This is a genomic window from Candidatus Agathobaculum pullicola (genome assembly GCF_052117205.1).
GTDB lineage: Bacteria > Bacillota > Clostridia > Oscillospirales > Butyricicoccaceae > Agathobaculum > Agathobaculum pullicola.
Map to the genome: position 1 here is coordinate 1 of NZ_JBQKJP010000063.1, position 12,052 is coordinate 12,052.

Annotated in this window: 14 protein-coding genes; 11 read left to right on the top strand and 3 right to left on the bottom strand. The window is 58.4% G+C overall.

Annotation, left to right across the window (positions count from 1 at the left end):
- Both ACTQ3V_RS14535 and ACTQ3V_RS14540 read left to right on the top strand, forming a co-directional pair.
- A partial coding sequence (locus ACTQ3V_RS14535; RefSeq protein WP_441468155.1) for a DUF4368 domain-containing protein occupies positions 1–100 on the top strand: 100 nt, incomplete at its 5' end.
- 67 nt (positions 101–167) lie between these two features.
- Positions 168–545 (top strand): helix-turn-helix domain-containing protein, encoded by a 378-nt coding sequence (locus tag ACTQ3V_RS14540; protein WP_441468142.1) that lies wholly within the window; start codon positions 168–170, stop codon positions 543–545.
- An 87-nt stretch (positions 546–632) separates the two neighbouring features.
- Here the strand turns inward: ACTQ3V_RS14540 and ACTQ3V_RS14545 are convergent, their stop codons facing one another.
- Both ACTQ3V_RS14545 and ACTQ3V_RS14550 read right to left on the bottom strand, forming a co-directional pair.
- Complete coding sequence (locus ACTQ3V_RS14545) at positions 633–1,838, bottom strand: sensor histidine kinase (protein WP_441468143.1); 1,206 nt, start codon at positions 1,836–1,838, stop codon at positions 633–635.
- A complete protein-coding gene (locus tag ACTQ3V_RS14550; protein ID WP_441468144.1) occupies positions 1,835–2,524 on the bottom strand; it encodes a response regulator transcription factor in 690 nt (229 codons plus the stop codon). The genes ACTQ3V_RS14545 and ACTQ3V_RS14550 overlap by 4 nt, the downstream gene beginning before the upstream one ends.
- 153 nt (positions 2,525–2,677) lie before the next feature.
- On the opposite strand from ACTQ3V_RS14550, the gene ACTQ3V_RS14555 reads away from it, so the two are divergent.
- From ACTQ3V_RS14555 to ACTQ3V_RS14565, 3 genes are read left to right on the top strand one after another with little or no spacing between them, the layout of a single operon-like run.
- Positions 2,678–3,589 (top strand): ABC transporter ATP-binding protein, encoded by a 912-nt coding sequence (locus ACTQ3V_RS14555; RefSeq protein WP_441468145.1) that lies wholly within the window; start codon positions 2,678–2,680, stop codon positions 3,587–3,589.
- Complete coding sequence (locus ACTQ3V_RS14560; protein ID WP_441468146.1) at positions 3,586–4,335, top strand: ABC transporter permease; 750 nt, start codon at positions 3,586–3,588, stop codon at positions 4,333–4,335. The genes ACTQ3V_RS14555 and ACTQ3V_RS14560 overlap by 4 nt, the downstream gene beginning before the upstream one ends.
- 3 nt (positions 4,336–4,338) lie before the next feature.
- Positions 4,339–5,067, top strand: a complete 729-nt coding sequence (locus ACTQ3V_RS14565; RefSeq protein WP_441468147.1) for an ABC transporter permease — start codon at positions 4,339–4,341, stop codon at positions 5,065–5,067.
- Here the strand turns inward: ACTQ3V_RS14565 and ACTQ3V_RS14570 are convergent.
- The gene (locus tag ACTQ3V_RS14570) at positions 5,024–5,293 is read right to left on the bottom strand and encodes a TipAS antibiotic-recognition domain-containing protein (protein ID WP_441468148.1); all 270 of its coding nucleotides are present in this window, start codon (positions 5,291–5,293) and stop codon (positions 5,024–5,026) included. The two genes, ACTQ3V_RS14565 and ACTQ3V_RS14570, sit on opposite strands and share 44 nt — an antisense overlap.
- 251 nt (positions 5,294–5,544) lie before the next feature.
- Between ACTQ3V_RS14570 and ACTQ3V_RS14575 the strand changes: the two genes are divergently transcribed.
- The 6 genes from ACTQ3V_RS14575 to ACTQ3V_RS14600 all read left to right on the top strand — a co-directional run bounded on the left by ACTQ3V_RS14575 (position 5,545) and on the right by ACTQ3V_RS14600 (position 11,970).
- Complete coding sequence (locus ACTQ3V_RS14575) at positions 5,545–6,228, top strand: response regulator transcription factor (RefSeq protein WP_441468149.1); 684 nt, start codon at positions 5,545–5,547, stop codon at positions 6,226–6,228.
- On the top strand, positions 6,225–7,124 hold the full coding sequence (locus ACTQ3V_RS14580; protein ID WP_441468150.1) for a sensor histidine kinase: 900 nt from the start codon (positions 6,225–6,227) through the stop codon (positions 7,122–7,124). The genes ACTQ3V_RS14575 and ACTQ3V_RS14580 overlap by 4 nt, the downstream gene beginning before the upstream one ends.
- Positions 7,125–7,233: 109 nt before the next feature.
- On the top strand, positions 7,234–7,902 hold the full coding sequence (locus ACTQ3V_RS14585) for an ABC transporter ATP-binding protein (protein ID WP_441468151.1): 669 nt from the start codon (positions 7,234–7,236) through the stop codon (positions 7,900–7,902).
- A gap of 13 nt (positions 7,903–7,915) precedes the next feature.
- Positions 7,916–10,585 carry an ABC transporter permease gene (locus ACTQ3V_RS14590; RefSeq protein ID WP_441468152.1) on the top strand — a complete coding sequence of 890 codons (2,670 nt, stop codon included), beginning with the start codon at positions 7,916–7,918 and terminating at the stop codon, positions 10,583–10,585.
- 798 nt (positions 10,586–11,383) lie between these two features.
- Positions 11,384–11,542, top strand: coding sequence for a hypothetical protein (locus tag ACTQ3V_RS14595; RefSeq protein ID WP_441468153.1), 159 nt, complete (start codon positions 11,384–11,386; stop codon positions 11,540–11,542).
- On the top strand, positions 11,539–11,970 hold the full coding sequence (locus ACTQ3V_RS14600) for a peptide deformylase (protein WP_441468154.1): 432 nt from the start codon (positions 11,539–11,541) through the stop codon (positions 11,968–11,970). Before ACTQ3V_RS14595 ends, ACTQ3V_RS14600 begins: the two co-directional genes overlap by 4 nt.
- The last annotated feature ends 82 nt before the right edge of the window (positions 11,971–12,052 follow it).

Genomic DNA, 12,052 nt, shown 5'->3' on the forward strand with positions numbered 1-12,052 from the left:
GATTGAAAAAATCCTTGTCCATGAAGCGGTCAAAAGTGAGGACGGAAGCCGGGAACAGGAAGTGGAAATCTTCTACCGCTTTATCGGCAAAATCGAATGACACATCTTGAGGTACCCAACAATATCTTTAACTAAGGGAAACGGGATTATCTGTCCCGGATTCTGATTTGTTGATTGCCCTGTCGGAAGCACTGGGGACACCCGTAAGCACGCTGCTGGGAGAGACGGTGGCAGAGTCAGAGGTGGATACCATAAAAGCACTCTCTGAAAAACTGGAAATCATCAATTTGCAGTTCGCGCGAAAAAAGGCGCTCAGAAGAACCGTGCTGCACTGGTCGCTGATCGCATTGTGTTTGGTCATCGTGGCGGTTTTCGCAGCCCTGATGGCGGTCAACAGTCCTTACCTGGGTTGGGATTTTCGTGACCCGGAACTTGCTGTGGCAGGCACGATTTATCACACTTTTGAATGGCTGTTTGTCCGGGTGGCTCCCTTTATCCTGATTGCGGCAATTGTTGGCGTGTGTTTAACGAGGAAAAAAGCATAACAGTTTGCCATCAGCCATGAGAATAAAAGAGAAAGCACATCGGGCAGAGGGCCTTTGGGCCATTCTGCCGATGTGCTTTCTCCTATTTTACCCTTTTACCGGCAGCCGCAACTCGCACCGATAGGGGATGCCGCTGTGAAATTCCGCTTTGCCTCCATGGGCGGCGGCGATCTGGGCCACCAGCCGCAGACCGGTACCGTGAGCGGCCCCGCCGTCCGGCCCCAATGGCGGGGAGGCGTTCGGCTGCGCCGTTCCCGTCATGGTTCCACCCTCCACCCATAAGATCAGTTCTTGGCTCTCTGCTCTGCCCCCCAGACAAATGGAACAGCCGGGGGCGTTGTGCCGCACGCAGTTGGTGAGCAGATTGTTCACCGCCCGTCGCAACAGAAAGGAATCCACCTTAACCTCAGGCAGGAGTGTTTCCGGTAGGTCGATTTCAAAGTCAAACCCCACCCCCATGCCGCCGTTGAGAAAGTCTGCCGCTGCTTGCCGCAGGAAGGCCGCTGGCTGGAGGGACTCCTTCCGCAAGGCCTGCATCTCACAGTCCAAGCGCATGGTCAGGTTCAGGTCATTGACCAGGTCCCGGATGACCTGACTTTGGGCCCGGATGGCGCAGGCCTGACGCTTGTGCTCCGGCGCCAGGTCCTGCGCCTCCTCCAGCTGAGCGGCATAGCCCATGACCACTGACAGGGGCGTGCGGATGTCGTGGGAGACGCCGTTGATCCAATTGGACCGGGCAGCGTCCCGTACCTGTTGATCCTGCCGGAACCACCGGCCCACCGCCAGCCAGACAAGCCCCAGTACACTGCTCAAGGCCAGCAAGAAGAAGAACAGAAACCAGATGGGGATTTGGAGCAGAGTCTGAGTGTCCATGGCGATATCGTGCTTCCATATGCTCCCCTTGGGGGAGCCCACCACCAACAGCCCATCTTCCCGCACCCGGCACTGAACCGGGTAGTCGCCAAGATACCACCGGGTAAAAGAGGCCACATCAGAGACGGTATACTGCTCCGGCACATCGTCCGGTTTGCGGAGGGACCACACTACCTGCCCCTCGTGATTTAGCAGCATGGCCCATCGGTCTTTCTCCAGCAATTCATCCCCGGAGAAAGAATAGGCCGTTCCATCCCAGAACAGGGTGTCAGAGAGCTTTTCTGTGGGTGTGTTCCAGTCCCGACCACCGTTTGAATTGTAGTAGACAAAGGTAATCAGCCCCAGCAGCGTTATGATGGCGATGAGGAGTGCCGAGACCGTCACCAGCATGGCACCTTTTAGTAAACTGCGCAGTTTCATGTCGTGCCCTCCCGTCGGAGCCGGTAGCCCAGCCCCCGTACTGTCAGCAAAAATTGGGGATGGGAGGGGTCCGTCTCCACCTTCTCCCGCAGGCGGCGGATATGGACCATAAGGGTGTTCTCGTAGCCAACCAGAGGTCCGTCCCACAGCGCGGAGCATAGCGCGTCGATGGTGACGATGTTTCCTCGTGCCTCCCACAGTTTGCGGAGCAAGGCAAACTCCTTGGCGGTGAGAGCGGTTTCCTGACCGCCCCGGCAAACCGTACCCTTGCCCCAGTCGATTTCGGTTTTTCCCAGCCGCGTCGAGCGGGTTTCCTGATGTCGGTAAACCCGGCGCAGCACCGCCCGCAGGCGGAGCAGCAGTTCCTGGGGCAGAAAGGGTTTTGTGATATAGTCGTCCGCCCCCAGCCCCAATCCCCGCAGACGTGCTTCGTCCTCATCCCGGGCAGAGAGGAACAGCACCGGTATATCCCGGATTTCACGAAGTATTCCAAAAAGGGAGAACCCGTCCCCGTCCGGGAGCATCACATCCAGCAGCACCGCGTCCGGGGCAGCGGTGTCAAGCCGCTCCAGCGCCTGAGCGCAGGACCATGCCGAGTCTGTCACATAGCCTGCCTGAGTCAGAATATCATTTACCATGTTCTGAAGGGTAGGCTCATCATCTACGATTAAAATACGATAGGCCATGTGGTTGGTCTCCTTTGTGTTTGGCTATTTCTTATTATAGCTGCTCTTTCCGCCCCGTCCAGTCTTAGGGAAAGAAGTAAGGTAATCGTAAGGCAGGCTTCATGGGCGTGTAAGGCAGGACTGCTATGATACATGGCACAAGGAGGTTTTGCCATGAACATCATTGAGACGCACGATCTGTGCAAGCAATACGGCAGCGCCCTGCGGGTGTCTCATCTGGCCCTCGGCGTGCCTGAGGGCAGCGTCTACGGTTTTCTCGGCCCCAACGGAGCGGGAAAGTCCACCACTCTGAAAATGATCCTAGGTTTGGTGCGCCCCACAGCGGGCAGCATCCGGGTACTGGGAAAGGATCTGGACAGAGCCAATCGTCTGTCAGTGCTGCGGCAGGTGGGAAGTCTGATTGAGAGCCCCAGCTACTACGGCCACCTCACCGGCGAGGAGAACCTGCGCATCGTCCAGACCCTCCGGGGCGTGCCGGAGCGAAATATTCGGGAGGTGCTGCAAATCGTCCGGTTGGATGGACAGCAGGGCAAAAAAGTGGCCCACTACTCTCTGGGTATGAAGCAACGGCTGGGGCTGGCGGCAGCCTTGCTGGGGTATCCCAAGCTGCTCATTCTGGACGAGCCTACCAACGGTCTGGATCCAGCGGGCATCCAAGAGATGCGGGAGCTCATCTGTGACCTGCCCGGTCGGTTCGGCATGACGGTGGTGGTGTCCAGCCACCTTTTAAGCGAAATTGACCAGATGGCCGATCATGTGTCCATTATCCGGGAGGGAGAGTTGGTATTTCAGGACACGCTGGAGGCGCTCCACGGCCGCAGCTGTCACCAGCTGGCTCTGAAAACCACCAACAATACCGTGGCCCGCAAGCTGCTGATGGAGAAATCGGTGTCCTGTCAGGAAGAGGAGGACTATCTGATTCTGCCCATCCTCTCCGACGAGATCGCCGCCCAACTTACTTGCTTTCTGGCGGACAAGCGTCTGGGCGTGGTGCGGCTGGAGGAACGACACAAGAGTCTGGAGGATATCTTTCTGGAGCTGACAGGAAAGGCGGCGAGCTTATGAAACTGCTACAGATGGAATTTTACAAATGCCGCCGCCGCAAAATTCTTCTGGTGTGTGCCGCCGTGCTGGCGGTGCAGATGCTCTGGATGGGTGTCTTTTTTGCCCGGCAGGACGCCGAGGACCTCCGATGGGGCTGGATGCTTCTGCTTTACAATCTGTGCACCATAGACGCCATTATCCTACCCCTCAGCGTGGCCACTCTGGCCAGCAGAAATTGCGAGCTGGAACACCGGGGCAGCACTTGGAAACTGCTGGAGACCATGGTGTCGCCGGGCAGCCTCTATGGGGCCAAGCTGGGCTGGGGCGCTCTGGTGCTGGCGGTTCTGCTGATCCTCCGCTCGGGGCTGTTTCTGGGCGTAGGTATCGCGCAAGGCTTTCAGGGGGCGATTCCTTGGGGGCGATTTGGGCTGTTTACCCTGCTCTCCTGGGCGGTTTCCATGATGGTCTATGCCCTCCAGCAGGGATTGTCCCTGCGCTTTGCCAATCAGGCCGCCGCTCTGGTGTGCGGCATATCCGGCAGCTTTCTGGGTATTCTCTCCATGATGTTTCCACCGGCACTGGTCCGGTGCGTGCCCTGGGGATACTACGGTCTCATGTCCTTGGTATACATGGACTGGAATAAAGTCACCCGGGTGACCCGGTTCTACTGGCGGGAGCTCCCGGTGACCGATGTTGTCCTGCTGCTGCTCTGGGCGGCGGTATTTCTGATTGTGGGCCGGACTCTGTTCGTGCGCAAGGAGGTGTGAGACATGCTGCTGCGTTGTTTGAAAGCGGAATTGCAAAAGTGTCGCCGCTCCCCGGTATGGCTGGCCTTTCTGGTACTGCCCATTTTCCCGGCCATTCTGGGCACCGGGAACTATTTGGGCAATCTGGAAGTACTGGAAAATGGCTGGTACAGCCTATGGAGCCAGCACACCCTGTTTTCCTCCATGTTCTTTCTGCCCGCTCTGCTGGGGGTATTCTGCGCCTGGCAGTGGCGGCTGGAGCATACCGACCACAACTGGAACAGCTTTCTCACTGCGCCGGTACCGATAAGGGATCTGTACGGGGCTAAGCTGATTCTGGCTGTCGTGGTGTCCCTATTGGCGCAGGTGTGCATCGGCGTTTTGTTCCTCCTCAGTGGGAAGGTGGTGGGCATCTCCGAACCGGTGCCGCCGGAACTGCCGGAGTGGCTACTCTGCGGGGCGGCAGGCGGTGTCTCGGTCTGTGTGGTGCAACTCTTTTTCAGTCTGGTGATCCGGGCCTTTGCCCCGCCGGTGGCCTTTGGTCTGGTGGGCGGTATTCTGGGTCTGCTGTTCACCGCTCAGGGGTGGGGATATGTGTTCCCATACTCCCTGCTGTGCATGGGGATGCGGGCCAATAACCCCCAGATGGAGCTGGATTTGCTGCGGTTTGTACTCTCGGCATTGGTCTATACCATAGTATTTGCACTTCTCACTCTGCAGTATCTCCGAGGGCGGGATATAGCGGCGGAGTAAGGACAGGCCTCCGGCTTTTTGCCGGGGGCCTGTTTCCTCCTTGTTTTGCCCAGTACGCCACGGCGTTCCGCAGGAAACGGGCACAGCCGGGTACGGCCTTGTCGTAGTAGGCGATGAACCGCGGGTTAGACACATACAACTCTGCGCTCCCCCAGTGCTTGGCCGGGTCGCATCGGTTCTCGGTGATGGTGAGCCACCGGCGGTGGAGGGCGTAGATGTTCGCCACGCCGCCAACCTCATACCCCGCCCGGTTCAAAGCGCTCCCCGCTCTCGTGGACTTGCCCGGTGAGTTTCAGCTTGCTCCCCCTTCTGCTTGTCAAATTCGGTTTGGCTGGCCGCGGTAAGTTCCCCTATCATAGCATAGATCTTCATGGCCGGCAACCGATTCCCATGCTCCAAGGCCAGAACTTGTGGTATAATAAAAATTCACAAAACCCTTATATCCTGAATGGAAACAACAAGCGATGAGGACCGAACATGGAACACATTTTTCTTTTGGAGGACGATGAGACATTAGGGCAAGGAATTGCCATGGCGCTGACAGAGCCGGAGATATCCGTAACATGCCGGAACAATCTGGAAAAGGCCCGGGAAGCGGTAGCAGGGGAGAAATTTGACCTTCTGATTCTGGATGTGAATCTTCCGGATGGCAGCGGTCTGGACCTGCTGCGTCAGGTGCGGGCAGCGGGCGACGCTACTCCGGTAATTCTGCTCACTGCCAACGATCTGGAATTGGACGAGGTCACCGGACTGGAGGCGGGAGCGGACGACTATATCACCAAGCCCTTTTCTCTGGCGGTGCTCCGGGCCAGAGTCAACGCCCAGCTTCGTCGAAGTACGCCTAAGGCTACCCATATCGTGTCGATGGGGCCTTTTGTCTTTCATTTTGACCTGATGGACTTTCGCCGGGATGGCAGACTGGTAGAGCTTTCTAAAACCGAGCAAAAGCTATTGCGGGTATTGGTGGAGAACCGGGGGCATGCCGTACCCCGGGCCACGCTGGTGGACCGGGTATGGACGGACGGTGCGGAATTTGTGGAGGAAAACGCCCTGTCCGTCACGGTCAAGCGGCTGCGGAGTAAACTGGAGGCTGACCCCTCCAAACCAGAATATCTGAAAACGGTATACGGCATCGGCTACATCTGGGCGGTGAAACCATGAGTGGCTATCTTGTTATGGGCGCTGCCTTGCTGCTTGCGCTGGTCGTGGTCGCCGTCGACCGCTGGCGGATCTCCCGCATCATGCGGCGACTGGATGATATGCTCACCACGGCCATGAACGGCAACTTTTCAGAAGAGACTTTTGATGAGAGTCGCCTTTCCTCTCTGGAAAGCCGACTGGGACGGTATCTGGCGACCAGCGCCCTGTCTGCGCGAAAGGTACAGGAACAGAAGGATCAGATTAGCGCTCTGATTTCCGATATCTCCCACCAGACCAAGACCCCGGTGGCCAATGTGCAGCTCTACGCGCAGTTGCTCTCAGAGCAGCCGCTCACGGCTCAGGGGAAGAATTGCGCCGCTGCCATTTCCGCTCAGGCAGAAAAGCTTCAGACCCTCATCGAGGCACTGGTCAAAACCTCCAGACTGGAGACAGGGATCCTTGTCATCCATCCCCAGCCCGGCGAGATTTCGACCGTGGTGGAGCGGGCTGTCGCTCAGTATGTGCCCAAAGCCGCGGAAAAGGGCATCACCCTGACCACCCGGCAGACAGAGGGCTCCGCCCTCTTCGATCCCAAGTGGACCGAAGAGGCGGTGTGCAACCTGATAGACAACGCTGTAAAATATACCCCGTCCGGCGGGACGGTGACAGTGGAAGTAAAAAACTATGAACTGTTTTCCGCTGTCCGGGTAAGTGATACCGGCCCGGGCATTTCCGAGGCGGAGCAGGCCAAAATTTTCAGACGGTTTTACCGCGCTCCCGGCGTCTGGCAGGCGGAGGGCGTGGGCATCGGCCTTTACCTCACCCGGCAGATCGCGGAAAAGCAGAGGGGCTATGTGAAGGTGGAAAGTGCGCCGGGCGCAGGAAGTGCCTTTTCGCTTTTTCTGCCCAGATCATGAGCCGCTTCTGTCAGAACTGTCACATTCTCGAAAGTATCAGGACAGATTTCTATGCTAAAGTCTGTATTGTCAAAAGACGGTACAGACTTTTTCTCTGGAGGAACGCATCATGACAATTTTACAGACCCGTGATCTGAAAAAATATTACGGCACTGGGGATACACAGGTAAAGGCTCTGGACGGCGTGGAGCTGAGCGTCGAGCAAGGCGAATTTGTGACCATTGTGGGCACCTCGGGCTCTGGAAAATCCACCCTGCTCCACATGCTGGGCGGGCTGGACCGGCCTACCTCGGGTACGGTTACCGTGGACGGCAAGAACATCTTCGACTTAAAAGACGAGGCCCTGACCATCTTCCGCCGCCGCAAGATCGGCTTTGTATTCCAGTCCTACAACCTCGTGCCGGTGCTCAGCGTGTGGGAAAATATCGTGCTGCCCATCCAACTGGATGGCGGTAGGGTGGACGAAGCCTACATCGGGCAGGTGGTGCAGACGCTTGGGCTGGAAAGTAAGCTGCAAAGTCTGCCCAGTCAGCTGTCTGGCGGCCAGCAGCAGCGTGTCGCCATCGCCCGGGCGCTTGCCACCAAGCCCGCCATCCTTCTGGCCGATGAGCCTACCGGCAATCTGGACAGCCGAACCAGCCAGGATGTGCTGGGCCTCATGAAGGTAACCGGCCAGAAATTTGCCCAGACCATGGTCATGATCACCCACAATGAGGAGATCGCCCAGATGGCCGACCGTATCGTCCGCATCGAGGACGGGCGGATTGTGACGCGGTGAGGGGGTGCGCAGCATGAAAGTTGCAAACCGCAGATGTATCTTCCGCCTGAGCCTGCGCACACTGCGCGCCAACCGCGCCCGCAACCGGGTCGCGGTGGCCGCGATCGCGCTGACGGCGCTGCTGTTTACCGCGCTGCTGACGATTGCGATGTCACTCAACGAAGGGGTGCAGCAGAGCAATTTTCGGCAGGTGGGCGGCTTTTCGCAGGGCGGCTTCAAGTATCTGACGCAGGCACAGTTCGAAGCGCTGAGGGATGACCCGCGCATCGCGGCATGGGGACTGCGGCGGTTCCTCGGTATGCCGACCGAGGCGCCGTTCAACAAGTCGCACGTCGAGATAGGCTATTCGGACACCAATCAGGCGCACTGGATGTATTGCGACCCGGTCGAGGGGCGGCTGCCCAAGGAGGGGACGGACGAGGCGGCGACCGATACCCGTGTGCTGGCGCTGCTGGGCATCGAGCCAGAACTGGGGGCGCAGTTTACCGTCACTTTTACCGTGGACGGCCATCAAACCACCCAAACCTTTACGCTGTGCGGCTGGTGGGAGTACGACGAGGCGGTAGTCGCCAGCCATATCCTGCTGCCTGAAAGCCGCGTGCAAGCCGTGCTGGACGAGGTGGGTGTCACGCCGCCCGGCGAGGACGGCATGACTGGTGCTTGGAATATGGACATGATGCTGCGAAGCGGCGCCAAGCACATCGAGCAGGATCTGAACGCTATCCTTGATGACCATGGCATGCAGAGCGAGGACAATGGGCAGGAGAACTATGTGCGCATCGGCGTCAACTGGGGCTACACGAGTGCGCAGCTGTCCGAAGCGCTGCGCGATCCCGCGACCGTAGCCGCGCTGGCGGCCATCCTGCTGCTGATCGTGCTGACCGGCTATCTGATCATTTACAACGTGTTCCAGATCTCGGTGACGAGCGACATCCGGTTTTACGGCCTGCTCAAGACCATCGGCACGACCCCGCGTCAGCTGCGGCGGATCATCCGGCAGCAGGCGGTCGCGTTGTCGCTGGTCGGCATCCCAATCGGGCTGGCGGCCGGCTGGCTGGTGGGCTGTGTGCTCACACCGGTCATCGTGCGGCGTATGAATGGGATGGAGGAGGTGCGGTCGGCCGACCCGCGCATCTTTGTGTTCGCGGCGGTGTTTGCGCTGGCGACCGTGCTGCTCTCATGCCGTCGGCCGGGACGGCTGGCGGGCAAGGTCTCGCCGGTCGAGGCGGTGCGCTACACCGAGGGCGCGAAAAACCGCCGCCACATCCGGCGCGGCGGCAAACGGGTCTCGCTCTGGTCGATGGCGTGGGCCAATCTGGGCCGCAGCCGCGGCAAGACGGCCGTGACCATCCTGTCGCTGTCGCTGGCGGTCGTGCTGCTGACGGTCACGATGACCTTCACGCGCGGGTTCGATCTGGAAAAATACCTGCGCGGCATGGCAGCGGCGGATTTCCAGCTGGCAAACGCTGATTATTTTCAGGTCGGTGCGCTCTGGAGCAGTGCCGCGCAGGCGCTGCCCGAGCAGGCGGTCACGGATGTGCAGGCCGCGGGCGGCGTGCAGCAGGGCGGCTGTGTGTACGGCCTGACGACCGCCGTGCAGGAGTTTGTCACCGAGGACTGGTACCGCACCGGTCGCGCGCGGTGGTACGACGCGGCAGCGATCGACCAGCAGGTAGACTATGCGGAGCGGACGGCGGATGGTCTGCTCGCCGACCGCGTGCAACTGTACGGCATGGAGGCGTTTGCCCTGGACCGCCTGACCGTGCTGGAGGGCGACCTTGACCGTGTATATGCGCCGGGCAGCCGATACATCGCCGCGGTGTATACGGTCGACGAGTACGGCAGGGTGGAAGAAAACAGCCATTGGGCGCGCGTGGGCGATACGGTGACGCTGCGTTATGTCGAGCGCTTTGCGTATTACGACGCGGAGACCGGCGCGGCCATTGCGGCGGAGGAATTGGATGCCGCCTACGCGGCGGGGCGCAGTATCCTGTCCCGCGCGGAGACGTTCCGCGACGAAACCTATACGGTCGCGGCGCGGGTCGCGGTGCCGACCGGACTGAACTACCGCTACTACGGCGCGGATGAGTTTGTCATGAATAGCGAGACCTTCTGTCAGGATACGGGGACGGACACGGTGATGTACTACGCCTTTGACGTGCAGGACGGTGCGGACGCCGCGATGGAGTCCTTCCTCGCCGATTATACGACAAGCGTTGCCCCCGAGTTGGATTATGCCAGCCGCGCGACATACAGCGCGGAGTTTTACAGCTTCCGCAATATGTTTCTGACGCTTGGCGGCGTGCTGTGCCTGATCATCGGGCTGGTCGGCGTGCTCAATTTCTTTAACGCCATCCTGACCGGCATCATCGCGCGGCGGCATGAGCTTGCGGTGCTGCAGGCCATCGGCATGACGCCGCGGCAGCTGCGGCGGATGCTGGTGTGCGAGGGCTTGCTGTATATGCTCAGTACGCTTGCCCTGACCATGCTGCTGACCGTGGCGCTTGCGCCGCTGGCAGGCGCAGCGGTCGAGCGGATGTTCTGGTTTTTTACCTACCGGTTCACGGTACTGCCCGTCCTGCTGGTGCTGCCACTGTTTGCAGTTTTGGGGGTGGCGATCCCGGTTCTGAGCAGCCGCGCGGCCCAGCGACATTCTGTGGTAGAACGTCTGCGGGAGGAATAACGCACAAAGCGAAAATAATGGCCGTCTGCAAGCAGTGTTGCTTGCAGACGGCCTGTTTTTATCTGTATCATCGCATCGTGCTTGACCGCCGTATGCCGGGTTACTTTTTGTACTCTTGGCGGTGGTACTGTAATTTGTCTTGTCTGGGTAGAGCCTCATGTTACTCCCGGATTTGCTGCTGTTTCTTGGTAAGTTTCTCCGGCGGTATGATCCCGCGCATCCGATTCTGGATGGTCTTTCACTCCGCGTTCATCCGTTGGATGCACACCGTTGGTTGCTACTTGCAATCTTCCCGCGTGTAGGCATAGACACATTTGGAATGTTTGGTGCCATCCGGCAAGGTGGGCGAGTAGCATCTTTCGAGGAAATGGTTGCCTTGTCATTATCTGAGTGGCGGGGCGAAGTCCGGGCTTGGTGTGGTTTTGATACCAGAAGTCCATTTGATTTACGAACGGCGTGTCGGGGCGGGTGTTTGCATATCCGGCTTTGCATCGCTCCTTATCCTGTACGCCATGGTTGACTATTCTCTGGCCAACTGACCGGAGGATAGAAACAGGGGACTGTAACCAACTTCTATGGCTATGTCGATGTAAGATTCTGTACGGGCTACAGATTGTCGCTCACCTTACGACTCCGTATTATAGGGCCATGTGTTGATGCCGCCGAATTCGTAGATATTGGTGTAGCAAATCGCAACAAAGCAATTGCAGAGGTACAATACATATTGGACAGGCACTTGCTCCGTTGCGCGCAGCCGTGTATAATGCAAAGGAACAGCATCAACAAGGAGGCGTCACAGTGCGTATTCGCATGCTGTGCAACAGCCTGACTTTTGCAAATGATATGCCGCAGACGCTGACCGGATTGACTGGCGTGGAGGTCATTCATCATACCCGGAGCGGCTGGCGGCTGATAGTCGAGTTTGTGATACAGAGACAGGGGGAGAACCAACAATGATTCGGGAAGTTTGTAAAGACGAGACTTTTCTGGCACAGAAAGCTGAGCCTGCTACACCGGATGACCAGCAGAACGCGGTCGACCTGCTGGAGACGCTCGAGCACCACAAGGCGGGCTGCGTGGGTATGGCGGCCAACATGATTGGGGTCAATAAACGCATCATCGCCTTTGATAATGAGGGTAAGTACATGGTCATGTTCAACCCGGAGATTGTCAAAAAGTCCGGGCCTTACGAAACGGAGGAGGGCTGCTTGTCACTTACCGGTGTGCGCCCGGCCAAAAGATGGCAGACTATCAAGGTGCGCTGGCAGAACGAGCAGTTTCAGCAGCGCATCAAGACCTTCACCGGCTGGACGGCGCAGATCATCCAGCACGAGATCGACCACTGTGACGGTATCCTGATATGCTCCCTCTATGAGAGACAGTGAAATAAAACACTGTCAATCATGGAGGGGGCACTTCTATGTCACAAAAGTCAAAAGTAAGTATTGAAGAAAAGACAAAGATGGT